This window comes from Microvirga vignae, assembly GCF_001017175.1.
Taxonomy (GTDB): Bacteria; Pseudomonadota; Alphaproteobacteria; order Rhizobiales; family Beijerinckiaceae; genus Microvirga; species Microvirga vignae.
This window is the reverse complement of record NZ_LCYG01000057.1, coordinates 35938-58084: the sequence shown is the minus strand read 5'-3', so window position 1 is coordinate 58084 and position 22147 is coordinate 35938. Positions and strand designations below refer to the sequence as shown.

Annotated in this window: 22 protein-coding genes and 1 riboswitch; of the genes, 15 read left to right on the top strand and 7 right to left on the bottom strand. The window is 63.7% G+C overall.

Features of this window, described 5'->3' with window-relative positions:
• Positions 1 to 180 precede the first annotated feature (180 nt).
• The 3 genes from AA309_RS21470 (at position 181) to AA309_RS21460 (ending at position 4124) form a co-directional block, all read left to right on the top strand.
• Positions 181 to 1158: an ABC transporter substrate-binding protein gene (locus tag AA309_RS21470; RefSeq protein WP_047191061.1), complete on the top strand. Its 978-nt coding sequence runs from the start codon at positions 181 to 183 to the stop codon at positions 1156 to 1158.
• A complete protein-coding gene (locus AA309_RS21465) occupies positions 1155 to 3005 on the top strand; it encodes an ABC transporter permease (RefSeq protein ID WP_084731481.1) in 1851 nt (616 codons plus the stop codon). Before AA309_RS21470 ends, AA309_RS21465 begins: the two co-directional genes overlap by 4 nt.
• A 222-nt stretch (positions 3006 to 3227) precedes the next feature.
• Entirely contained in the window at positions 3228 to 4124 is an 897-nt protein-coding gene (locus AA309_RS21460) for a LysR family transcriptional regulator (protein ID WP_052954914.1), read from the top strand.
• On the opposite strand, the gene AA309_RS21455 is transcribed toward AA309_RS21460, so the two are convergent.
• The gene (locus tag AA309_RS21455; RefSeq protein WP_047191060.1) at positions 4077 to 4973 is read right to left on the bottom strand and encodes a LysR family transcriptional regulator; all 897 of its coding nucleotides are present in this window, start codon (positions 4971 to 4973) and stop codon (positions 4077 to 4079) included. The genes AA309_RS21460 and AA309_RS21455 overlap by 48 nt on opposite strands.
• Before the next feature lie 93 nt (positions 4974 to 5066).
• On the opposite strand from AA309_RS21455, the gene AA309_RS21450 reads away from it, so the two are divergent.
• Positions 5067 to 5351, top strand: coding sequence for a putative quinol monooxygenase (locus tag AA309_RS21450; RefSeq protein ID WP_047191079.1), 285 nt, complete (start codon positions 5067 to 5069; stop codon positions 5349 to 5351).
• Positions 5348 to 5632: a DUF2798 domain-containing protein gene (locus tag AA309_RS21445; protein ID WP_244470436.1), complete on the top strand. Its 285-nt coding sequence runs from the start codon at positions 5348 to 5350 to the stop codon at positions 5630 to 5632. Before AA309_RS21450 ends, AA309_RS21445 begins: the two co-directional genes overlap by 4 nt.
• Here the strand turns inward: AA309_RS21445 and mutY are convergent.
• Positions 5629 to 6765 (bottom strand): A/G-specific adenine glycosylase, encoded by a 1137-nt coding sequence (gene mutY, locus AA309_RS21440; protein ID WP_047191059.1) that lies wholly within the window; start codon positions 6763 to 6765, stop codon positions 5629 to 5631. The genes AA309_RS21445 and mutY overlap by 4 nt on opposite strands.
• 57 nt (positions 6766 to 6822) lie before the next feature.
• Here mutY and AA309_RS21435 point away from each other — a divergent pair, with 57 nt between their 5' ends.
• The 9 genes from AA309_RS21435 to AA309_RS21395 all read left to right on the top strand — a co-directional run bounded on the left by AA309_RS21435 (position 6823) and on the right by AA309_RS21395 (position 15243).
• On the top strand, positions 6823 to 7332 hold the full coding sequence (locus AA309_RS21435) for a DUF721 domain-containing protein (protein ID WP_047191058.1): 510 nt from the start codon (positions 6823 to 6825) through the stop codon (positions 7330 to 7332).
• A 73-nt stretch (positions 7333 to 7405) separates the two neighbouring features.
• Positions 7406 to 8044, top strand: a complete 639-nt coding sequence (locus AA309_RS21430; RefSeq protein WP_047191077.1) for a DsbA family protein — start codon at positions 7406 to 7408, stop codon at positions 8042 to 8044.
• Positions 8045 to 8089: 45 nt separating this feature from the next.
• Positions 8090 to 11548, top strand: a complete 3459-nt coding sequence (smc, locus tag AA309_RS21425) for a chromosome segregation protein SMC (protein WP_047191057.1) — start codon at positions 8090 to 8092, stop codon at positions 11546 to 11548.
• 205 nt (positions 11549 to 11753) lie between these two features.
• Positions 11754 to 12125 carry an AtpZ/AtpI family protein gene (locus tag AA309_RS21420; RefSeq protein WP_047191056.1) on the top strand — a complete coding sequence of 124 codons (372 nt, stop codon included), beginning with the start codon at positions 11754 to 11756 and terminating at the stop codon, positions 12123 to 12125.
• A 61-nt stretch (positions 12126 to 12186) separates the two neighbouring features.
• Positions 12187 to 12915 carry a F0F1 ATP synthase subunit A gene (locus AA309_RS21415; protein ID WP_047191055.1) on the top strand — a complete coding sequence of 243 codons (729 nt, stop codon included), beginning with the start codon at positions 12187 to 12189 and terminating at the stop codon, positions 12913 to 12915.
• Positions 12916 to 12972: 57 nt separating this feature from the next.
• Positions 12973 to 13197, top strand: coding sequence for a F0F1 ATP synthase subunit C (locus AA309_RS21410; RefSeq protein ID WP_009764739.1), 225 nt, complete (start codon positions 12973 to 12975; stop codon positions 13195 to 13197).
• A gap of 265 nt (positions 13198 to 13462) precedes the next feature.
• The gene (locus AA309_RS21405) at positions 13463 to 14017 is read left to right on the top strand and encodes a F0F1 ATP synthase subunit B family protein (RefSeq protein WP_047191054.1); all 555 of its coding nucleotides are present in this window, start codon (positions 13463 to 13465) and stop codon (positions 14015 to 14017) included.
• A gap of 14 nt (positions 14018 to 14031) precedes the next feature.
• Positions 14032 to 14526, top strand: a complete 495-nt coding sequence (locus AA309_RS21400) for a F0F1 ATP synthase subunit B family protein (RefSeq protein ID WP_047191053.1) — start codon at positions 14032 to 14034, stop codon at positions 14524 to 14526.
• A 66-nt stretch (positions 14527 to 14592) separates the two neighbouring features.
• Positions 14593 to 15243: an HAD family hydrolase gene (locus AA309_RS21395; protein ID WP_047191052.1), complete on the top strand. Its 651-nt coding sequence runs from the start codon at positions 14593 to 14595 to the stop codon at positions 15241 to 15243.
• Positions 15244 to 15467: 224 nt separating this feature from the next.
• Here AA309_RS21395 and gcvPB read toward each other — a convergent pair whose 3' ends face one another.
• The 5 genes from gcvPB to gcvT are packed head-to-tail and all read right to left on the bottom strand — an operon-like array spanning position 15468 to position 20424.
• Entirely contained in the window at positions 15468 to 17036 is a 1569-nt protein-coding gene (gene gcvPB, locus AA309_RS21390; protein ID WP_047191051.1) for an aminomethyl-transferring glycine dehydrogenase subunit GcvPB, read from the bottom strand.
• Positions 17036 to 18376 (bottom strand): aminomethyl-transferring glycine dehydrogenase subunit GcvPA, encoded by a 1341-nt coding sequence (gene gcvPA / locus AA309_RS21385; RefSeq protein ID WP_047191050.1) that lies wholly within the window; start codon positions 18374 to 18376, stop codon positions 17036 to 17038. Before gcvPA ends, gcvPB begins: the two co-directional genes overlap by 1 nt.
• Before the next feature lie 17 nt (positions 18377 to 18393).
• Positions 18394 to 18870: an OsmC family protein gene (locus tag AA309_RS21380; RefSeq protein WP_047191049.1), complete on the bottom strand. Its 477-nt coding sequence runs from the start codon at positions 18868 to 18870 to the stop codon at positions 18394 to 18396.
• A 13-nt stretch (positions 18871 to 18883) separates the two neighbouring features.
• A complete protein-coding gene (gene gcvH, locus AA309_RS21375; protein WP_047191048.1) occupies positions 18884 to 19258 on the bottom strand; it encodes a glycine cleavage system protein GcvH in 375 nt (124 codons plus the stop codon).
• A 17-nt stretch (positions 19259 to 19275) separates the two neighbouring features.
• Positions 19276 to 20424 (bottom strand): glycine cleavage system aminomethyltransferase GcvT, encoded by a 1149-nt coding sequence (gcvT, locus tag AA309_RS21370; RefSeq protein WP_047191047.1) that lies wholly within the window; start codon positions 20422 to 20424, stop codon positions 19276 to 19278.
• 160 nt (positions 20425 to 20584) lie between these two features.
• Positions 20585 to 20673: riboswitch (glycine riboswitch) on the bottom strand.
• A 169-nt stretch (positions 20674 to 20842) separates the two neighbouring features.
• Between gcvT and AA309_RS21365 the strand changes: the two genes are divergently transcribed.
• On the top strand, positions 20843 to 22147 hold the full coding sequence (locus AA309_RS21365; protein WP_047191076.1) for a hemolysin family protein: 1305 nt from the start codon (positions 20843 to 20845) through the stop codon (positions 22145 to 22147).

The following is a 22147-nucleotide window of genomic DNA, read 5'->3' as shown; positions in this document are numbered from 1 at the left end:
GCCGTCCCCGGACTCCATCCGGGGACGGCCATCCCGTTTCGGAGAAGCACCGAGCCCCCAACATCGGGATCACCGGCTCAAGTCCGGTGATGACGTCGATCAGTGTGATGGCGCGTACCGTCACATCACCTTCACCAAGCGCTGTTAACGCCTGGCGTTCCATGACAGTGAGACCAACTGATGAAGCGCCTCGTTCTTTCCGCCCTTCTCGCCCTTGCTCCAGCTTTCGCTCACGCTCAAGCGCTCTCCGGCAATCTCGTGCTGTATACGAGCCAGCCGAATACCGACGCGCAGCAGACGATCGACGCCTTCAATGCGAAGTATCCGGGCGTCAACGTCACGTTCGTGCGCGACGGTACGCCGAAGATCCTCGCCAAGCTGCGCGCCGAGTTCGAGGCCGGACATCCCCGGGTCGATGTCCTTCTGATCGCAGACAGCGTGACGATGGAGGGCCTGAAGAAGGAGGATCGGCTGCTCGCTCACGAGAAAGCCGATGTGTCCGCCTACGCGGCCGGCACGCACGATCCGCAGAAGTTCTGGTTCGCCACGAAGCTGATCACCACCGGCATTGCCTACAACACGAAGGCCTCGTTCAAGCCGACCTCCTGGCTCGATCTGACGAAGCCGGAGGTCAAGGGTCAGCTGGTGATGCCAAGCCCCCTCACCTCTGGCGCCGCGCTCATTCATGCGGCGACCCTGACCGGCAATATCGAAGGCGGCTGGAAGTATTATGAAGCGCTGAAGCAGAACGACGCGATGGCGGGCGGTGGCAACGGCGACGTGCTGAAGCAGGTGGCCGGCGGCCAGAAGCTCTATGGCGTGATCGTCGATTACATGCCGATCCGCGAAAAGGCGAAGGGCGCCGCCGTCGAGTTCGTGTTCCCGAAGGAAGGCGTCTCGGCCGTGTCGGAGCCTGCAGCCATCCTCAAGACCACCAAGAACCCCGATGCGGCTCGCGCCTTCATCGACTTCCTGCTCTCGAAGGAAGGCCAGGAGCTTGCCCTGAAGCAGGGCTACATCGCCGCTCATCCCGCAGTTCCTCTGCCGGAAGGCTATCCTGCGCGCGACCAGATCAAAGTCATGCGGTTCGATGCTGCCAAGGCGTTGGCTGACGAGACGAAAAACAAGGCAGCCTTCGTTGATATCTTCGGACAGTGAAACGTCAGAAACCCATCCCATCGTTCCTGGAGCGGGGAGGCCTCAGCCTTCTCGCTCTTCCTGCTTTGCTCCTTCTGCTGCTCGATCTCCTGCCGGCGGCACGCCTTTTGCTTGCTGCGGTCGCTCCCGGCAGTCTCTTCGATCCGGGAAAGGCACTTGAGGTCGTGGCAAGCCGGCCGGCCTACCGCGCCATGCTCGCGACGATGGAGACCGCATTCGCCTCCAGCCTCCTCTCGCTCCTCCTCGGCGGGATGATGGCCCTTTTTCTGGGCGTCACGGATCTGCGCGGCCGCAAGCTTGCATCCTTCCTGTTCTTCCTGTCTATGATGATCTCGCCGCAGGTGGTGGCTCTCGCATTCCTGCATCTGGCAGGCCCCGCCTCACCGCTGCTGGGCACCCTCGGGCTTGCTCCTGCGCCGGGCAGCGCCAACCCGATGCTGGGGCGCAATGGCATCGCTCTGGTTCTTGGATTGCATCACGCGCCCCTCGTCTTCGTGATCCTGCTGGCAGGGCTGAAGCGCGTCCCGCGCGCCATTATCGAAGCAGCTCGGGTGGATGGCGCCCGGCCCTGGCGCATCGTCATCGATATTCTGCTTCCCCTCCTGCGTCCCCATCTCGTGGGAGCGGCACTGCTGGCCTTCGTCGCAGGGGCAGGCAATTTCGGCATTCCCGCTCTTCTCGGCACGCCGGTGAATTATCTCACCCTGCCTGTTCTCATCTACAGGCGCCTGTCGAGCTTCGGCCCGGGCGTCATCAGCGATGTGGCAGCCTTGGGTCTGTTGATGGCCCTCGTGGCCGCCCTATGCGTGCTGACCAGTCAATTGCTGATGCGCAGCGACGCGGTACAGCTTGAGGAAGATGCGCCGCTCCAACCCTTCTGGCGGCTCGGCCGTCTGCGCGTCGTTGCTCAGGGCCTGGTGATCGGCACGCTCGCCATGGCGCTAGGGCTGCCGATTCTGTCGCTGCTCGCGGCATCCCTTGTCCCGTCTTATGGAATGCCATTGTCCTTATCCACGATGACGCTCGACAATTTCGTCGAGGTCCTCGTGCGGCAGGATGTGACGAAGCGCGCGTTCCAGAATTCGTTTCTCTTCGCCGCGGGCGCAGCCTGTCTTCTCGCGATGCTTTCCCTGCCGCTTGCCTACGTCCTGATCCGTCGCATGGCATCGTCCAGGAGGGCCGTTCAGGCTCTCCTCGAAATCTCCTATGTGCTTCCCGGCGTGGTGCTCGCCATTGCCTGCATCCTGCTCTTCCTCAAGCCGCTTCCGCTGATCGGGATCTCCCTTTACGCCACGCCTTGGATCATCGTCTTCGCCTATCTGGCCCGCTTCCTGCCGGTCGTGCTCAAACCTGTTTTGGCCGGGATGGAGCAGGTCGATCTTGCTCAAGAAGAAGCAGCGGCACTCGATGGCGCAGGATTGATGCGCCGGCTTCTCGATCTGATCTTACCCTCTCTCCTTCCTGCGGCAGCGGCGGGAGGACTCATGGCATTTCTGCTGGCCTTCAGCGAGCTCACCGTCTCCGCCCTTCTCTGGTCTGCGGGCACCGAGACCATCGGTGTGGTGCTCTACAATCTCGAGGAGGCCGGCCTTGCAAGCCAAGCCTCCGCTGTCGCGATAGCAACCGTCGCCGTGGTTGCTGTCGCCATGCTGCTGCTCGATGCCGTTGGCTCTTATCTGCCGGATCATGCGCTGCCCTGGCAGCTTTCCGATGAACCGGAAAGCCATTGCGGCAACTCCGCATCGAAGAGCTGGCTCTCTTCCATTGGCCCCGTTCGTCCGCTCATTTCGAAAACACGGATGGTCGGATCACGGAAGCTGCCGCGATACGGATCCCACGCAGCATAGGACGCCATGAGATCATCGGAGCGGCATCGAATTCGTGATCGTACCAGCTCTTGAAGCCCAGGCCTTTCGTCTTGTGAAACCCCATGACCTCGTCAGAAGTGTAGAATGCTCTCACGCGGCTGAAGGGCTGCGGGCAAGGGGTCTTCACGCGATGCTGGGCTTGTCCCCAAGCCCGGAACATTCCCCTATGCCGATCCCAGTCGGACGTTTTAGCATCCTGTCATGGCTCATGCTCCTCACGACCCCTTTCACCTTGCCTTCACGGAAGCGTCCTGGGACGACCTGCGGATCTTCCTGGCCGTGGTGGCTCATGGATCGATGAACGGGGCGGCGAAAGCCTTGGGCCAAAGCCAGCCGACGATTGCCCGGCGCGTCAAGGCGCTGGAGGAAACCCTTGGGCTCGGCCTCTTTCAGCGCGGCCCCAACAATCTCGAATTGACGGAGGCAGGCCAGGCGATCCTTGAGGCCGCCTCCCCCATGGGCGAGGCGGCAAGCGTGGTGTCGCGCACGGCTGCGGCCTACAGGCCCGATCCCGATGCGCCCGTCCGGGTCACGGCGACATCCTCGGTCGCCATGTTCCTGTCGCTGCATTCGGCGGAATTGCACAAGGCCGCCGAGCCCGTGGAGATCGCCTATATCCCGACCCGCCGCAAGCTCGATCTCGCCTCGGGCGAGGCCGACGTCGCGCTACGCATGCGAACCCTGCCCGAGGGCACGGACGATCTCGTCGTGCGAAAGATCGGGCAGATCGCATTCGCCATCTACGCCACCACCGAAAACCCGGACGCCGTCATCGCGCCGCCCGAGGACCCGACGCTGTCGCGGCAGGCCGCCTACGTTGCCGAGTTCGCGCAGGGCCGCACGATCGCCGCCCGCATCGGCGACATGCCCATCCGCTATCAGGCGGCGAAAGCGGGTCTCGGAGCAGCCTTCCTTCCATGCTGGCTCGGCGATTCCGATCCCGATCTCAAGCAGGTGGTCAAGCCCGAGGGCGACCTGATCGAGGACGTGTTCCTCGTCAGGCATCGCCGCAGCCGCAACAGGCCGAACGTGGCGCGCGTGGCGAATGCTTTAGCAGCCTTGTTCAAGCACAATCAGCGTGCGCTTGTCGGCGGCTGATCTGTCCTGCCGAAAGCACCCGGCCAGAAAGGCGGCTGTTGTTGCAATGGCGGGGTTGTCGCGCATGTCCTGATGATAGGTGATCCAGACATCGCGCTTGAGAAACCGATCTTCCGTCTCGATCCTTTGCAGGTTGCCGCTCTCCGCCACAAAGGAGGGAAGCACGGCGACGCCCATATGTGCTTGCGCCGCCGCAGCCAGGATCGCGAGGTCATTCGAGCGAAAGACGATGGGGCGTTCTCCTGCATGCTTCTTCAGCCAGAGCTGATGGGGCGACTCGTCGAGGCTTTCGTCAAAGGCAATGAATTCGAAGTCCTTCTCGGCCTTGGAGGCGATATACTCCTTTGAAGCGTAGAGACTGTAGGCCATCACCCCGGCCTTTCTGGCGATCAGCGTGGTATCGCTCGGGCGTGTGAGACGAATGGCGATGTCGGCCTCCCGGCGCGGGAGTGAAACGGTGCGGCTCTCGCCCAGCAGCCGCAAACGAAGCTGCGGGTGGGCCTGCTTCAATTCCGCGAGGCGAGGCGTGATCAAAGATACGGCGATCTGTGGCGGTGCGCTGATCGAGACCTCGGCCGCAAAATCGGATTGTCTGGAAAGGAGTGCTCGCTCCAGGGCGAGGGCCTCGCTCTCGATACGGCGGGCATGATCTGCCACCCGCCGCCCTTCCGCCGTCAGGACGTAGCGCCCCGACCTGCGATCGACCAGTTTGACTCCCGCCGCAGCCTCAAGCGCCGCGACCCTGCGTGCCACCGTCGCATGCTCGACCCTAAGCCGCCGTGCTGCGGCAGACAGGGACCCTGTATCGGCCAGAGCCACGAAATGGCGCAGGTCATCCCAGTCGAACATCCCCTATTCCTTCACAGCTGATGGGAGAGCTTGGGGAATTTCGCAGAGTTCGGTCTCGATGCAAGCTGCGGCTCTCACTTCAGGGAGCATCCCATGACCAACATCAGACGAATCGTTCGCATCCAGTCCAAGCCCGGGCTCGCAGCGGCCACCCGTGCCGCGCTCATCGAGCTGCAGCGCGCCACGAAGGCGGAAGCAGGCTGCCGGGAATTCATCTTATTCCAGGCCCTCGACGATGAAAGCGCATTCCTGCTGATCGAAGACTTTGCCAGCGCAGAAGCTCTCGATCGGCACATGCAGTTGCAGCACACGCAAGCCTTCTTCGCAAGAGAAATGGTCGCCGGCATCAAGCCGATTGAGAGGAGCTGGATGTCATGAGCAAGCCGATGTCGATGACCTCGTCCTCCTCGGGTCTCCGCTTTCGGAGGCTGCCTGCGAAAGCCCATTCCATCGTCTTTCCGATGGTGCTTTCGCTGCTCATGTCGGGCATCGTCTCGACGATTGCCACCTTGAGAGCGGTGGGATTTCAGCCGGATGTTCTGTTGAAGGTCATTCAGGCCTGGGGGCTCTCTTACGTGGTTGCGTTTCCTGCGGCTCTCGCCGTGATGCCGCTAGTCCGGCGGATCGTGGCGGTGATCGTCGAAACTCCGAAGCCTTAGGCCTGCTTCCTGTTTGGACCCTTGTTGTTTGAACTGTTGTTTGAACCCTTGGCCTTCGCTCCCGGCAGATCACCCAGCGCATGCACGAGCACCTTCTTCATGGCACCGGGAAGCGCTTCCTCGTGCAGCTGGAGGCGCGGTGTCCAGCGCATGTCGTCGGGTGCGGGCGTGCCCTTCGGCACCTTTGCGAAGAGCACCGTCAGCTCCAGCGGGAAATGGGTGAAGACATGGCGCACCGTACCGGGGAGGCGCTGCCAGCGTGCCTCGATGGGTGCGTCGAGCACCGCGCGGGACGCTTCGTAATTCGGCTCCCACTCGCTCGTCGGCGGCTCGGCCATGCCGCCGAGCAATCCTGTCGGCGGGCGGGTGCGCAGCAGGATCGTATCGTCCGCGCGCAGCACCACGAAGGCCGCGCCCTTGCGCAACTGTCCCGTCTCCTTCTTCTGCTTTTTCGGAAATGTCTCCTGCAGACCGGCGGCGCGGGCATGGCAGGGTTTCATCCAGGGGCAGAGCGCACAGGCCGGGCGCCTGGGCGTGCAGATGGTAGCGCCGAGATCCATGAGGCCTTGAGCGAAATCGCCGGGCCGGTCTTCCGGCACAAGCTCATTGGTCAGCAAGCGGATGAGCGGCTTCGCCTTTGGCAGAGGCTCCTCGACCATGAAGAGGCGGGACATGACCCGCTCCACATTGCCGTCCACCGCCGCAGCCTTCCGGTTGAAGGCAATCGCCGCCACGGCTGCCGCCGTATAAGCGCCGATGCCGGGAAGCGTCAGAAGGTCGGCCTCCGTCGAGGGAAACCGCCCGCCATGCTTTTCCACAACCGCCTTGGCACAGGCATGGAGATTGCGGGCGCGGGAATAGTAGCCGAGCCCCGCCCAGGCTTGCATGACCGAATCTGAAGGAGCTTCGGCGAGCGCCTCCACATTGGGGAACCGCTCCAGGAAATTCAGGTAGAATGGTTTGACCGCCACCACCGTCGTCTGCTGCAGCATGACCTCTGAGAGCCAGACGCGGTAAGGGTTTGCCGTCTCGCCGGGCTTGGCGCGCCACGGCAACTCGCGCCGGTGACGGTCGTACCAGGCAAGCAGGTCCTGCGGATCGGGCTTGGTCGCGCTCAGGGCGGGCGTTAACATGAGATTTGGAATAGCGATCTACACCGAATATTCCAACGCGGCTTTTGGACATTCAACATGAGACAGCCGAGGCCTCTCGCCCGCCCCCTTTCCGAGTTTCTCGACGCCTGTCTCTCCCCGAGTTTGGCGGCGCAAGGCTTTGCGACCTCCGATATTATCATGACCTGGCCCGATATCGTGGGCGAGCGGCTCGCCGCCTTCACCCAGCCGCTCAAGATCGAATGGAAACGAAAGCCGCCCCATGCCGACCCGGAGGCGAGGCCGGAGCCAGCGACCCTCGTGATACGGGTGGAAAGCGCCTTCGCGCTCGAACTCCAGCACATGGCCCCGACCGTCATCGACCGGGTGAACACTTATTACGGCTGGCGCTGCATCGGGAAAATCGTGCTGAAACAAGGCCCCGTGCGGCGGATCGAGAAGAAGAAGCCTCCCGCTCCGGCTCTCACGACGGAGGCCAAGGCGAAGGTCAGCTCCGCCATTCAGGATATCGAGGAAGATGGCTTGAAAGCGGCCCTCGACCGGCTGGGCCAAGCCATCGTCAGCTCCGGTTCACGCACGAAAGCGTGAGATGGCAGGCGCTTGCCTCTCTGCCCAAGGCATTCTACCGCAGAACGAAACCTCTTCAGGAGTTCTCTCGACCATGATCACCCGGCGTCAGACGCTTCAGCTTCTCGGAACCGCAGCCGTTACGGCCTTCCTGGCCACGAGCCTTCCGGCCATGGCTCAGAACGTGGCCGTTCAGGATCTGGCGGTGCAGGGCCCCCTTGGGGACGTGGCCTTGGGCCCGGAAAACGCCAAGGTGACGATCATCGAGTACGCTTCCCTCACCTGCTCGCACTGCGCCAATTTCCACAAGAATACCTGGCCGGAGCTGAAGAAGCGCTACATCGACACGGGAAAAATCCGTTTCGTCCTGCGCGAATTCCCCCTCGATCCCCTGGCGACCGCCGGGTTCATGCTCGCCCGCTGCGACGGGAGCGACAAGTATTACCCCATCACCGACATGCTCTTCGAGCAGCAGCGGAACTGGGCTTTTGTGGATAAGCCGCTCGACGCCCTGCGCCAGCTCATGCGCCAAGCCGGTTTTTCACAGGAAAAATTTGACGCTTGCCTCAAGGACCAGAAACTTTATGACGCAGTCAACGCGGTGAAGAACCGGGGTATGGAGCAATTCAACGTAGACTCCACGCCGACTTTCTTCATCAATGGTCAGCGTCATCCGGGAAGCCTGTCGATCGATGAGATTGAAAAGGTCATCAAACCTCTGCTGGGCGAGTAAGCCCGTTACCCCTGCCCTTAACGGGCGGGGTGCGAAGGTGTGTCCATGAAGCTGACGCGCCTTCGCATTGCGGGGTTCAAGACCTTCGTCGAGCCGACCGACTTCCTGATCGAGCCGGGCCTTACCGGCGTGGTCGGGCCGAACGGCTGCGGCAAATCCAACCTCGTGGAAGCCTTGCGCTGGGTGATGGGCGAGAACTCCCATAAGAACATGCGCGCCACGGGGATGGACGACGTTATCTTCTCCGGCTCCGGCAATCGCCCGGCCCGCAATTGGGCCGAGGTGATGCTCACCATCGACAACATGGAGCGCACAGCGCCGGCCGCCTTCAACGACACCGATCTCCTTGAAATCTCGCGCAAAATCGAGCGCGAGGAGGGCTCCACCTATCGGGTGAACGGCAAGGAAGTGCGCGCCCGCGACGTGCAGATCCTGTTCGCGGATGCCGCCACCGGCGCGCGCTCGCCCGCCCTCGTCCGCCAGGGCCAGATCAGCGAGATCATTTCGGCCAAGCCCCAGGCCCGCCGCCGCATCCTGGAAGACGCCGCCGGCATCGCCGGCCTTCATGCCCGCCGCCACGAGGCGGAGCTGCGCCTCAAGGCCGCCGAGGACAACCTGGTGCGTGTCGAAGACGTGATCCGGGAACTTGAGAGCCAGATCGAAAGCCTGAAGCGCCAGGGTCGCCAAGCCTCCCGTTATAAGAACCTTTCTGCCGAAATCCGCCGTCTCGAGGCGCTGATGTACGCCATCAGCTATGCCGATGCGCGGGAGCAGGCAGCCACTGCCGAGCGTCAGGTGGCCGAAGACCTCAAGGCGGTCGCGGACCTCACCGAGGAGCAGACCCGGGCCGCCACCGCCCAGGCCGTTGCGGCCCACGGCATCCCCGCCCTTCGTCAAGCCGAGGCCGAGGCCGCTGCGGCCCTGCAGCGCCTGACCCATGCCCGCAACGAGCTCGAATCGGAAGAGCGCCGTTCCAAGGAACGCGTGGTCGAGCTGGAGCGCCATATCGGCGATCTGAACCGGGACATCGCCCGCGAGGCTGCCCAGCGCGCGGACGCGGAAGCCACCATCGAGCGCCTGCAGGTCGAAGCGGCCGAGATCGCCCAGACCACGGACGGTGCCGACGATGTCCGCGCAGAGAACGAGGAGCGCCTCCAGGCTGCTGAAGCCGCGTTGGCCGAGGCCGAGGCAGCCTTGAGCGCCCTTCAGGCCCAGACCTCGGATCTCAATGCCCGCCGCGCGGCGCTTGAGCGTTCGGTGCGCGAGGAGATGGAGCGCGCTGCGCGCTTCCGCTCCGAAAAGGAGCGCCTGGAGCGCGAGATCGGGGCTCTTTCGGCCTCTCCCGAGGACGGTCTGCCCATCGACGACCTGCGCGAGGGAACGGCGCTGGCCGAGGAAACCGCGCAAGCATCCGAAGAGGCGGTGATCGAAGCTCGCGAGGCTTTGGCTGCTGCCCGCGAGGCCGAGAACCGCCTGCGCCAGCCCCTCAACGAGGCCGAGCGCAAGGCCCAGCGGCTCGAGACCGAGGTGCTGACGCTTGCGAAGCTCGTCACCTCCGCGACCGGCGACCTCTGGCCTCCGGCCCTCGACCAGATCACGGTCGAGAAGGGTTATGAGGCGGCGCTCGGCGCAGCTCTCGGCGACGACCTCGAAGCCTCCACCAATCCGTCCGCCCCGCACCATTGGGAAATGACCGGCGCAGGCGAGAGCGATCCTTCCCTGCCGGACGGCGTTCGCTCCCTCGCCGATCTCTCCAAGGCTCCCGTGGAGCTACAGCGTCGTCTCAAGCAGATCGGCGTGGTGAGCAAGGCCGATGGCCTGCGCCTGCGAGGCCTCCTGAAGCCCGGTCAGCGCCTCGTCTCGCAGGAAGGCGACCTGTGGCGCTGGGACGGCTTCACCACGGCGGCGGAAGCCCCCTCCCCGGCGGCCCGCCGCCTCGCCGAGAAGAACCGCCTGGGCGACCTGGAACGTGAGGCCGCTGAAGCCCGCGAGCAGGCCGAGCAGCGGCGCCATGAGGCCGAAGCCGCTCTGGAAGCGGTTCGTCGGGCCGCTTCCCGCGAAATGCAGGCCATCGAGGCTGCGCGCCAGGCCCGTCAGGCTCTGGACGCGGCTCGTACCCGCCTCTCCCTCGCCGAGCGCAAGGAAGCCGAGCTCGGCCAGCGCCGCTCGGCCCTGCAGGAAGGCCTGACCCGCCTCTCCGAGAGCGAGGCTGAGGCTCTTGAGCGCGTGCAGGATGCGGAAGGCGCCCTGCAGGAACTCGCTCCCGCGCCCGATCTCGAAAGCCGCCTGCTCGAAGAGCGCACCCGTGTGGCGGAGCGCCGGGCCGCCGCCTCCGAGGCGCGTGCCGCCGTGCAATCCCTGATGCACGAAGCCGAGCTTCGCCGCCGCCGTCAGGATTCGATCGCCGCCGATATCCGCCTCTGGACCGAGCGCGCCGCCCGCGCCGCCAAGGCCCACGAGGATCTGGGCGAGCGCCTGGAGCGCGCCCAGGACGAGCACCAGCGCCTGCTGGAGGCTCCCGATACCTATCTTCAGCGCCGCCGCGCCCTCATTGCCGAGGTCGAGGAGGCCGAGGCCAGGCGCAAGGAGGCCGCCGATCGGCTCGCCGATGCCGAGACGGGCCTTGCCGAGACGGATCGTGCCGCCCGCGCCGCTCTCGAAGCTCTGGCCGCCGCGCGCGAGGCCCGCGCCGGCTCCCAGGCCCGCCATGAAGCCGCCGTCCAGCGTCTCGCCGAGATCACCCGCAATATTGCGGAGAATCTCGAGACGACCCCGGCGGGCCTCATCGAGATGGCAGGCTTGCGAGAGGCGACCGAGCTGCCTTCCCATTCCGAGATCGAATCGAAGCTCCATTCTCTGAAGGCCGACCGCGAGCGCCTCGGTGCCGTGAACCTGCGCGCCGACGAGGAGCTGACCGAGCTCGAGACCAAGTACACGAGCATCGCCACCGAGCGCGACGACCTCGTGGAAGCCATCAAACGCCTGCGCCAGGCCATCGGCAGCCTCAACCGCGAGGGCCGTGAGCGTCTGCTCGCTGCCTTCGACGTGGTGAACGCCCATTTCAAGCGCCTCTTCGCCACCCTCTTCGGCGGCGGCACGGCGGAGCTGACCCTGGTCGATTCGGACGATCCGCTGGAAGCGGGCCTCGAAATCCTCGCCCGTCCGCCTGGCAAGAAGCCCCAGAGCATGACCCTGCTCTCGGGCGGCGAGCAGGCGCTCACCGCCACGGCCCTCATCTTCGCGGTGTTCCTCACGAATCCCTCGCCGATCTGCGTGCTGGACGAGGTCGACGCCCCGCTCGATGACGCGAACGTGGAGCGCTATTGCGATCTCCTGGAGGAGATGGCCCGCCAGACGGAAACCCGTTTCGTGGTCATCACCCATAACCCGATCACCATGGCCCGCATGGACCGACTCTTCGGCGTCACCATGGCCGAACGCGGCGTCTCGCAGCTGGTGTCGGTCGATCTGCAGAGTGCCGAGCGCATTCTTGAGGTGGCCTAAGGCTTTTAGCCCCGCCATGCTTCGGCCGTAAAAACGTGTGCGCTTTTAGGCGAAGCGCGCCCAAAAACGGCCTTATCGTAGAAATTTCAAACACTTAGATCTTTTCAGACGGTCCTTGACAGGGGGGACCCCCGCTCATATGTTGCGCCCGGCTTTCGGGGCCAGGCTTCCAGGCATTTTCCCGCAACGCTTTTAGGAGATCGCAATGGCGGACCCTACCGGGCGGAACGATGAAAATGAGCGGAAACCGGATGGTGCCGACGATGCCAACCTTTCGGCGAGGCTGAAATCTCTCGATGCACGGATCTCTCAAGCATCCGTACAGCGGGCTGAGGCTGAACCTCGCAGCCGCCAGACGTCCGATTCCCGCGCCATGGGCCAAGCCTTCAGGCTCTCGGCCGAGTTTGTCGCAGGAGTCGCCGCAGGCGGGGTCATCGGTTGGCTCGTCGATTACTTCGCCGGGATTTCCCCTTGGGGTCTGATCGTTTTTCTCATACTCGGCTTCTGTGCCGGCATGCTCAACCTCTTGCGGGCAGCCGGACTGGTCAATCGGGCCAAGTATGACGAGAAGCGGTAATCTAAAGCCCGATTTTGATCGCCGAACGGCAGTGGACAACAGCGAGATTTAAGAGCGGATCATGGCGAGCCCGATCGAACAATTCCAGATCAAGCCCATCATTCCGGCTATCAACTTCACCAATTCGTCGTTGTTCATGATCGGCGCTGCAGCCGTGATCGTGGGCGGCTTCATGCTGGCGACCCGCAAGCGGGCGCTCGTTCCGGGCCGCGGCCAGTCGATCGCGGAAATCCTGCACGACTTCGTGGCGGGCACCCTCACGGACGCCACGGGCAAGGAGGGAATGAAGTTCTTCCCTCTCGTCTTCTCTCTTTTCATGTTCGTGTTCACGGCGAACATGCTCGGCATGATCCCGGGCTTCTTCACGGTAACGAGCCATATCATCGTCACCTTTGCGCTGGCCATCCTCGTGATCGGCACCGTGGTGATCTACGGCCTTATGAAGCACGGTACCCATTTCTTCGGCCTCTTCGTGCCGTCGGGTGTGCCGGCTTGGCTTCTGCCCTTCATCGTGGTCATCGAGGTCATCTCGTTCCTGTCCCGTCCGGTTTCGCTGTCCCTGCGACTGTTCGCGAACATGCTTGCGGGCCACATCGCATTGAAGGTTTTCGGCGGCTTCGTCGTCGCGCTCCTGGGCGCCGGTGGAGCTCTGGCGATCCTCGCTCCGCTGCCGCTCATCATGGCGGTTGCTCTCATGGCGCTCGAGTTCCTCGTCGCCGCTCTGCAGGCCTACGTCTTCACGGTGTTGACCTGCATCTACCTTAACGACGCGCTGCACCCGGGCCACTAGGTCTGCGCTGCGTTACTCCCTCCCCTCCCGGTCACAGCACTACTCAAGGAGTTCACAATGGATCCGGTTGCTTTCAAGTTCCTCGGCGCGGGCCTTGCCTGCATTGGCATGGGCCTCGCCGCCATGGGCGTTGGCAACATCTTCGGCAACTTCCTGTCGGGCGCTCTGCGCAATCCGTCGGCTGCTGACGGCCAGTTCGCCCGCGCCTTCATCGGTGCGGCGCTCGCAGAAGGTCTCGGCATCTTCTGCCTCGTCGTCGCTCTCGTTCTGCTCTTCACCTAATTCCAAGGCGGTGATCGGGAGGTCGGGGCGCGGCAGGCGCCTCGCCTCGACAGGAGTGACGGCGGCGCCCCGCCGTCATTCGTTATTTCCAGAGCATCGTGCGGAAAAGAGGAATCCGCTTTTCACGTCCGATGCTCTAAGCATTGTGTCGGCAGGCGAGCCCCGGCTCCTCGCGAACACGATGTGGCACTAAAAGAGGATGCGTTCGGCCCGGCTTGCCGGAGGCGTATGCTCCAGGATTACTCGTCCTTTCAGGATCTGCTCCATGGCCCAGGCTCAGGCTCAGACGACCCACGCCGAAACACAAGCGCACGGTGGCGCTCACGAGGATGTCGGCTTCCCGCCCTTCGCGACGGAGACCTATGGCGGTCAGCTTCTCTGGCTCGTGATCACTTTCGGGGTGCTCTACACCCTGATGTCGAAGCTGGTTCTGCCGCGCCTGACCGGCATCATCGAGAACCGGCGCGTGATCATCGCCCGCGATCTCGACGAGGCCGTCGCGATGAAGACCCGCGCCGAAGAGGCAGGATCTGCCTACGAGAAGGCTCTGGCCGAGGCCAAGGGCCGCGCCCAGGCTCTCGCGCAGGAGACCCGCGCCAAGCTCGCCGCCGAGAGCGACGCCAAGCGCAAGGCTCTCGAGGCCGATCTTAACAAGCGCCTTGCCGAATCCGAGGCCACCATCTCGGCCCGCAAGGCGGAAGCCATGGGCCATGTGCGCGGCATCGCGCGTGATACGGCCAGCGCCATCATCGAGCGCCTGACCGGCAAGGCCCCGGCGCCGCAGGCGATCGAGTCCGCCCTCGACCAGATCAACGCCTGACCAGGAGGCACCCCATGAGCCATTTGTTCGCCGACGCTGAATTCTGGGTTGCCCTGGCATTCATCATCTTCTGGGGCATCATGTTCTATCTCGGCGTTCCCGGGAAAGTGCTGAACCAGCTCGATTCCCGCGGCAAGCGCATCGCCGACGAACTCGCCGAGGCCAAGCGCCTGCGCGAGGACGCCGAGAAACTCCTGAGGGAATTCGAGGCCAAGCGCGCAGCTGCCGAACGCGAAGCCGCCGAGATCGTCTCCTCCGCCAAGGAAGAGGCCGAGCGCATGGCTCGCGAGGCTCAGGAGAAGATGGCCGACTTCGTGAAGCGCCGCACCGCTTCCGCCGAGGCGAAGATCGCCCAGGCCGAGGCCCAGGCTTCCGCCGAGGTCCGCGCCGCTGCCGTTGACGCAGCCATCAAGGCCTCCGAGCGCGTCCTGCGCCAGGAGATCACCGGCAATACGGCGGCCTCCCTGGTGTCTCGGGGCCTCAACGACGTGCGCTCGAAGCTCCAGTAAGCCTCTCGCACATCGCCAACGCTTTCAAAGGCCGCCTTTGAGGGCGGCCTTTTTGCTGGAGGCATCATGCTGCTAATTTTCGATTGCGACGGCGTTCTGGTCGATTCAGAGCCTCTCGCGTGCCAGGTCGATGCGGACGTTCTGACAAACCTCGGCCTGCCCTACACGGCGGAGGACATCGCGCGGCAATTCGTCGGCAAGAGCATGAAGGACATGATTGCGAGGATCGAGGCCGATCACGCGTGCACGCTGCCTGGTGATTTCGCGGAGCGGATCAATCGCACTCTCTTCGCGCGCTTCGAAACGGATCTGAAGCCCATCGCAGGTGTCCGGGATGCGATTCTCGCCCTGCCCCATCCGCGCTGCGTCGCTTCCTCCTCCGTTCCGGAGCGGATTGCCCTGTCACTGCGCGTGACGGGCCTTGCCGATCTGTTCGAGAACGTCTTCAGCGCGACACAGGTTGCCCGAGGAAAGCCGGCCCCAGACCTGTTTCTTCATGCAGCAAGTCAGATGGGCGTCAGCCCGGAAGGTTGTCTCGTGGTCGAAGACTCGCCCGCCGGTGTTCAGGCAGCGCTCGCTGCCCATATGCGCGTAATCGGTTTTGTCGGCGGCGGCCATTGCGGGCCGGAACATGCCGAAACACTGCGCCAGGCGGGTGCTCCGGTCGTTATCGACCGGATGACGGAATTATCAGCAACGGTGCAGGCGTTAGCGTAAGCACGGCGTCATCCCGGATTGAGCACCGCGGAGATCCGGGATTGCCAACAGGATATGGCATCGTCATCCCCGGACTTGTTCCGGGGATGACGATGACGAGCAGACCATGATGAAGAGGGTGTTTGTCACGCGATCCCGGGTTCTGCTCCGCAGATCCCGCATGACGAGTACCTTCGGAAACAAAAATGCCCGGCACGGAGCCGGGCATTTGAGCTTTTGAAGTCTTACTCCGCAGCCTCGGCCACCGGTGACGGCGGCGTCCATTTGAGGATCGGGTTGCGGGCGGCACGGGTCTCGTCGAGACGGCGGCGCGGGGCGTGGTAGGGAGCGCCGGTGAAGCGTTCCTTGTCGCCGTTCTTCGCGGCCATCGCGAGATCGCGCAGGGTCGCGATGAAGAGGTCGAGGGACGACTTCGATTCGGACTCCGTCGGCTCGATCAGCATCGCGCCATGCACCACCAGCGGGAAGTACATGGTCATCGGGTGATAGCCCTCGTCGATCATGGCCTTCGCCACGTCGAGCGTTGTCACACCCGTGTCCTTCAGCCATGCATCATCGAACAGCACCTCGTGCATGCAGGGCTTGTTGCCGAAGGGCAGCGAGAGGAGATCCGACAGACCGGCGCGGATGTAGTTGGCGTTGAGCACCGCGTCTTCGGACGCCTGCTTCATGCCGTCCGAACCATGCGAGAGCATGTAGGACAAAGCACGCACATACATGCCCATCTGGCCATGGAAGGCGGTCATGCGGCCGAACGGCTTCTCTGTCGCATCGGAAGCCTGCTCCACCAGCTCGAAGCCGTTCTTGCCCATATGCACGAACGGCACGGGCGCATAGGGCGCAAGGCGCTCGGAGAGCACCACCGGGCCGGAGCCCGGACCGCCGCCGCCGTGAGGCGTCGAGAAGGTCTTGTGCAGGTTGATGTGCATGGCATCGACGCCGAGATCGCCCGGCTTCGCCTTGCCGACGATGGCGTTGAAGTTCGCGCCGTCGCAGTAGAAGTACGCGCCCGCATCGTGGATCGCTTTCGCGATCTCCGCGACTTGAGGCTCGAAGAGACCGCAGGTGTTGGGATTCGTGAGCATGATCGCGGCCACATCCGGACCGAGACGTTCCTTGACGTCCTCCACATGCACCCAGCCATCCTCGCGGGCCGGAACCGGCTTCACGACGAAGCCGATAAGGGCGGCGGTTGCCGGGTTCGTGCCGTGCGCGGAATCGGGCACCAGAACCACCTTGCGAGTCTCGCCCTCGCCGCGAGCCTCGATGGCGGCCTTGATCGCCATCATGCCGCAGAGCTCGCCATGCGCGCCGGCCTTCGGCGACAGCGCCACGGCAGTCATGTTGGTGAGTGTGACGAGATAGCGGCCGAGCTCGTTCATGAGCTCCAGCGCGCCCTGCACGGTGGAAACCGGCTGCAGCGGATGCACGTCGGAGAAGCCCGGCAGGCGCGCCATGCGCTCGTTGAGACGCGCATTGTGCTTCATCGTGCACGAGCCCAGCGGGAAGAGGCCCGTGTCGATCCCGTAGTTCATCTGAGACAGGCGCACATAGTGGCGCATGGTTTCGGGCTCGGAGAGACCCGGCAGGCCGATGGCCTCCTTGCGTTCCAGGCCGCCGAGGCGCGGCGTGAAGGCCTCCGGCTCGTCGATGTCGACGCCGGTGGTGTCGTAGCGGCCGATCTCGAAGAGCAGCGGCTCGACCTGTGCCAGCGCCTTGTTGCCGGTGAAGGTCGGATGCGCGTTGATACCGGCTTCACCGGCGGCGGTGGGACGTCCCTGGCGGTTCAACATCACAGAACCTCCTTCAAAGCGGCGACAAGAGCCGCGCGGTCATCATCGGTATTCAGTTCGGTGGAAGCGACGAGCAGCAGATTGTCGAGGCCTGCACCTGGCAGCAGGCGCGACACGGGCACGCCCGCGAGAACGCCCTTCTTGGCCAAGAGTTCGACCACTTGGGCCGCAGGCTTTGCGAGCTTCACGGTGAACTCGTTGAAGAACGTCTTGTTGAGAACCTCGACGCCCTTCACGCCAGCCAATTGGTCGGCGAGCTTGATCGCATTCGCATGGTTCACGCGGGCAAGACGCGTGAGGCCCGCCTCACCGAGCAAGGTCATGTGAATCGTGAAGGCCAGCGCGCAGAGACCCGAATTGGTGCAGATGTTCGATGTCGCCTTGTCGCGGCGGATGTGCTGCTCGCGGGTTGAGAGCGTCAGCACGAAACCACGATTGCCGTCCGCATCCACCGTCTCGCCGCAGAGGCGACCCGGCATCTGACGGATGAACTTCGACTGCGTGGCAAAGAGGCCAACGTAAGGACCGCCGAAGTTCAGCGCGTTGCCGATGGACTGGCCTTCGCCCACCACGATGTCGGCGCCCTGGCTGCCGGGCGAAGCCACGAGGCCGAGCGATACGACTTCCGTGAACACGGCGATCAGCAGTGCGCCGTGCTTGTGGGCCTTTTCGGCGATGGGCTTCAGATCGCGCACGTTGCCGAACACGTCCGGTGACTGCACGACGACGCAGGAGACGCTGTCGTCGATCTGCGAGACAATGTCCTCACTGCCTGAAACATCCGGCTGCATGGTGACGACGCTGTCGCTCGCCATGTCGGAGAGGGTGCGCACCACTTCCGCGTAATGCGGATGCAGGCCGCCTGAGAGCACCGCCTTGCGGCGCTTGGTGACGCGATGCGCCATGAGCACCGCCTCGCCCGTGCCGGTAGAGCCGTCATACATGGAGGCGTTCGCCACTTCCATGCCGGTGAGAGCTGCGACCTGCGTCTGGAACTCGAAGAGATACTGCAGCGTGCCTTGAGCGATTTCCGGCTGATAAGGCGTGTAGCTCGTCAGGAACTCGGAGCGCTGGATGAGGTGATCGACGGTGGCCGGAACGTGGTGCTTGTAGGCGCCGGCACCGACGAAGAACGGTACGGAAGATGCCGTCACGTTCTTGGCGGACATGCGGGAGAGGATGCGCTCCACTTCCAACTCGCCCTTGCGGCGCGGCAAATCCACCGGCTCCTTGAGAAGCAGGTTCTTCGGCACATCGGCGAACAGTTCGTCCACCGATTTGACACCGATGCGCGCGAGCATCTCGCTGCGGTCGGTGTTGGAGAGAGGCAAATAACGCATCGGCTAAAAACCTTGGGTTAGTGCGAGGGAATGCCCGCCACCACGATCTCCGTGAGCACGGAATTGGCGATGAAGCATTCTTTGTGAGCGAGGTGATGCATGTCGGCGATCTGCTCAGGGCTGGGGATCTTGTCACCCGAAAATTCGATCACCGGATCGAGCGTCACCTTGGAGACGAAGAGCTTGCCCTTCTCGTTCGGCATCATGACGCCTACCGCCTTGTCCTCGTATCGGTCGATGACAAAGCGCTTCTTGGCCGCAATCGACAGGAAGGTGAGCATGTGGCAGCTCGACACCGCCGCAACGAACGCTTCCTCGGGATCGATTGCATCTTCGCGAGACAGGGGCAGCGGCACCACCGATGGCGATGCCGATGCCGGAACGGTGATGCCGCCGTCAAACGACCAGGAATGTCCGCGGCTGTAACGGTTGTCGGAGAAGGCTTCGCCCTCCCCGCGCGTCCACCGCACATTGGCCGTGTATTCGTGCGACATCGGTTCAGCTCTTTTAAGAGATCGACTTCACGAATTCCTGATACTGCTCTTCGGTCATGAGACCATCGAGCTCGCTCGGATTCGTGAGACGGATCTTCAGGAACCAGCCGCGACCGGCCGGATCTTCGTTGACCGTGCCGGGAGCGGATTCGAGATCGCTGTTGACCTCGACCACCTCGCCGGAGACCGGAGCGTAGACTTCACTCGCTGCCTTCACGCTCTCGACGACGGCGGCTTCATCGCCCTTCGAGAGAGTCTTGCCGACGCTCGGCAGCTCCACGAAGACGACATCGCCCAGTTGGCTCTGCGCGTAGTCGGAAATGCCGACGATACCGGCATCGCCCTCGACACGGATGTATTCGTGATCCTTGGTGTAACGCGTGGTCATGTTTTTCTCCCCTGGGATTAGCGCTTGTAACGATGCGGTGCGAACGGCATGGCCGCGACCTTGGCAGGCAGCGGCTTGCCGCGAACGACGAGATGAAGATCCGTGCCCACAGCGGACACATCCTTCGACACATAGCCCATGGCGACCGGGCCATTGACGGTGGGGCCGAAGCCGCCGGAGGTGACGATGCCGACCTCATGTCCATCGGGCGTGGTGATGACAGTGCCCTCACGAGCCGGAGCGCGTCCTTCAGGCTTGATGCCGACGCGCACGCGGGAAGGACCTTCCTTGATCTCGCGCTGAACGCGTGCGGCGCCCGGAAAGCCTCCCTCCTCTCGGCGGCGCTTCTGGATCGACCAGATGAGGCCCGCCTCGATGGGGGACGTTGTAGTGTCGATATCGTGGCCGTAGAGGCAGAGGCCTGCTTCAAGACGCAACGAGTCGCGTGCACCGAGGCCGATGGGCTTCACCTCGGGATCGGCGAGCAGCTTGTTCCAGAGCTTCGCCGCATCTTCTGCCTTGCAAGAAATCTCGAAGCCGTCCTCGCCCGTGTAGCCAGAGCGGGACACATGGCAGGATATGCCGCCGATCTGCACGTCGGCGGACATCATGAAGGGCAGATCATCGGTTTCGGGCGCGAGCTTGGCGAGCACGGCCGCGGCGGACGGGCCCTGCAGCGCCATGAGCGCGAGTTCGTCCTCGCGATTGAGGCTCACGCCTTTCGGCAGACGCGCCTGGATATGCGCGTAATCGGCCTCCTTCATGGAAGCGTTCACGACGAGGTAGAGCCAGCCCTCGTGACCCGGCGCACCGACGCGGGTGACCATGAGGTCGTCGAGGATGCCGCCATCGTCGGCCAGCAACTGCGAATAGCGCTGCTGGTTGGGCTTGAGATTCAGCACGTCGGCCGGGATCAGCGCCTCAAGAGCTTTGGCGACCGTCTCGTGGCTTTTGTCATCGGCAATGAGGAAAGCCTGGCCCATATGGGAGACGTCGAACAGGCCCGCGTGCTCGCGGGTCCAGTTGTGCTCCGTCAGAATACCGGCGGGGTATTGCACCGGCATGTCGTAGCCGGCGAAGGGCACCATGCGGGCGCCAAGCGCCACGTGCTCGGCATGAAGCGGTGTTTTCAGAAGCGGCTGGTCGCTATGCGCTGGCTCGGCCATCGGATTCCCTCAAAGGTGCGCGTTTCTTCGAGCCTTGCGGCCCGTTGTTTCACGCCCCCTCTGTCCCGAGACCTGAGAGATTTCCCAAACCGCTCGCGCGGCAGGTTACGCCCGTCGGTGGGCGATGCTTTTTTCAAGCGTCGCCGCTTTCCAGAGTGCCAGCTCCCACGCGGTCCTTTGGCCTGAGCGTTTCCGGGGCGGTTGCGCCTTCGGCGCCGGGCAAAGCCCGGTCTCTTCCGCGGGGATCATCAGCTTGCTTTAGCTCTGAAGAGGAAAAGCGATCCTGTCAACAAAGCAGGGTGCCGCAATTAGGATTCCCCTGCTTCAATTGACGCCAGGCCTTCGAGCCCTCATGTTAGGCCACCATTCACAGAAGGGGGAAAGCGCGGCCCGATCCGGTCGGCAGCTCCTGGCACCGTTGCTCGAACTGGTCATCGCTCTTGCTCTCGTCGCCCTGAACGGCGTCTTTGCGCTTTCAGAACTCGCCATCGTGTCCGCCCGCAGGCCCCGTCTGAAGGCCATGGCCGAACAGGGCCGCTCCGGAGCCAATACCGCCCTGGCGCTCATGGAGGATTCGGGGCGTTTTCTCTCCACCGTCCAGATCGGAATCACCCTCGTCGGCATCCTGGCCGGTGCGTTTTCGGGCGCGGCCTTGGGCGACAGGCTGACCCAGTTTCTCATGGCGCAAGGCATGCCGGAGGGCGCGGCAGAGCCGCTAGGTTTCGGCCTGGTCATCGGCTTCATCACATATCTCTCCATCGTCATCGGCGAGCTCGTGCCCAAGCAGCTCGCCTTGCGCCGTCCCGAAGGCATCGCCTGCACCATGGCGCCCATGATGTTGGTGCTCTCCAAGAGCGCCGCCCCTGCCGTCTGGCTGTTGAACGCCTCGACCCGCCTGATCTTCAGCCTGTTCGGCTCATCCTCCGGCGATGAGACGACGGTGACGGAAGAAGAGATCAAGATGCTCGTCGGCGAGGCCGAGAGCGCGGGCGTGATCGAGGAGGAAGAGCGGCGCATGATCTCCGGCGTCCTGCGCCTGGGCGACCGGACGGTGCGCGGCCTCATGACCCCGCGCACGGATGTGGACTGGATCGACCTCGATGACGATGAGGAAACCATCCGCTCTCTGCTGATCGAAACCCCTCACTCCCGCCTCCCTGTGAGCGAAGGCTCGCCGGACAACATCATCGGCGTCGTCCAGTCGCGTGCTCTTCTGGCGGCCCTCTTGTCGGGCCAGCCACTCGACATTCGCGCTCAGATCCAGCAGGCCCCCGTCATTCCCGATACGCTCTATGCCCTGGATGCGCTCGCGATGCTGCGCGACTCGGAAGTGCCCATGGCCCTTGTTCATGACGAGTACGGGCATTTCGAAGGGCTCGTGACCCCTGCGGATGCATTGGAAGCCATCGTCGGCGCCTTCCGCTCGGATGGCGAGGCACCTGAGCCCGATGCCGTGCGTCGCGAGGATGGTTCCTGGCTGCTCGCGGGCTCCATGCCGGTCGATGAAATGGCGGATATTCTGGGCGTTACCCTGCCCGAAGCCCGCAGTTATCATACGGTCGGCGGTCTGGTGATCAGCGAATTGCAGCACCTGCCTGCAACGGGCGAGCATGTGGAAATGCTGGGATGGCGCTTCGAAGTGATCGACCTGGACGAGCGCCGGATCGATAAAGTGCTCGCCACCCCTCTGAATCAGAGGGCCGGCTCCTCCGCCCTCTATTAA

Coding starts and splice junctions, on each gene's coding strand:
- AA309_RS21400 (WP_047191053.1), top strand. CDS start 14,032: ATGAGCCATTTGTTCGCCGACGCTGAATTCTGGGTTGCCCTGGCATTC.
- AA309_RS21430 (WP_047191077.1), top strand. CDS start 7,406: ATGATCACCCGGCGTCAGACGCTTCAGCTTCTCGGAACCGCAGCCGTT.
- AA309_RS21445 (WP_244470436.1), top strand. CDS start 5,348: ATGAGCAAGCCGATGTCGATGACCTCGTCCTCCTCGGGTCTCCGCTTT.
- AA309_RS21415 (WP_047191055.1), top strand. CDS start 12,187: ATGGCGAGCCCGATCGAACAATTCCAGATCAAGCCCATCATTCCGGCT.
- AA309_RS21395 (WP_047191052.1), top strand. CDS start 14,593: ATGCTGCTAATTTTCGATTGCGACGGCGTTCTGGTCGATTCAGAGCCT.
- AA309_RS21460 (WP_052954914.1), top strand. CDS start 3,228: ATGGCTCATGCTCCTCACGACCCCTTTCACCTTGCCTTCACGGAAGCG.
- AA309_RS21450 (WP_047191079.1), top strand. CDS start 5,067: ATGACCAACATCAGACGAATCGTTCGCATCCAGTCCAAGCCCGGGCTC.
- gcvPB (WP_047191051.1), bottom strand. CDS start 17,036: ATGTTGAACCGCCAGGGACGTCCCACCGCCGCCGGTGAAGCCGGTATC.
- AA309_RS21455 (WP_047191060.1), bottom strand. CDS start 4,973: ATGTTCGACTGGGATGACCTGCGCCATTTCGTGGCTCTGGCCGATACA.
- smc (WP_047191057.1), top strand. CDS start 8,090: ATGAAGCTGACGCGCCTTCGCATTGCGGGGTTCAAGACCTTCGTCGAG.
- AA309_RS21410 (WP_009764739.1), top strand. CDS start 12,973: ATGGATCCGGTTGCTTTCAAGTTCCTCGGCGCGGGCCTTGCCTGCATT.
- AA309_RS21380 (WP_047191049.1), bottom strand. CDS start 18,870: ATGTCGCACGAATACACGGCCAATGTGCGGTGGACGCGCGGGGAGGGC.
- gcvH (WP_047191048.1), bottom strand. CDS start 19,258: ATGACCACGCGTTACACCAAGGATCACGAATACATCCGTGTCGAGGGC.
- gcvPA (WP_047191050.1), bottom strand. CDS start 18,376: ATGCGTTATTTGCCTCTCTCCAACACCGACCGCAGCGAGATGCTCGCG.
- AA309_RS21470 (WP_047191061.1), top strand. CDS start 181: ATGAAGCGCCTCGTTCTTTCCGCCCTTCTCGCCCTTGCTCCAGCTTTC.
- AA309_RS21420 (WP_047191056.1), top strand. CDS start 11,754: ATGGCGGACCCTACCGGGCGGAACGATGAAAATGAGCGGAAACCGGAT.
- AA309_RS21405 (WP_047191054.1), top strand. CDS start 13,463: ATGGCCCAGGCTCAGGCTCAGACGACCCACGCCGAAACACAAGCGCAC.
- mutY (WP_047191059.1), bottom strand. CDS start 6,765: ATGTTAACGCCCGCCCTGAGCGCGACCAAGCCCGATCCGCAGGACCTG.
- AA309_RS21435 (WP_047191058.1), top strand. CDS start 6,823: ATGAGACAGCCGAGGCCTCTCGCCCGCCCCCTTTCCGAGTTTCTCGAC.
- gcvT (WP_047191047.1), bottom strand. CDS start 20,424: ATGGCCGAGCCAGCGCATAGCGACCAGCCGCTTCTGAAAACACCGCTT.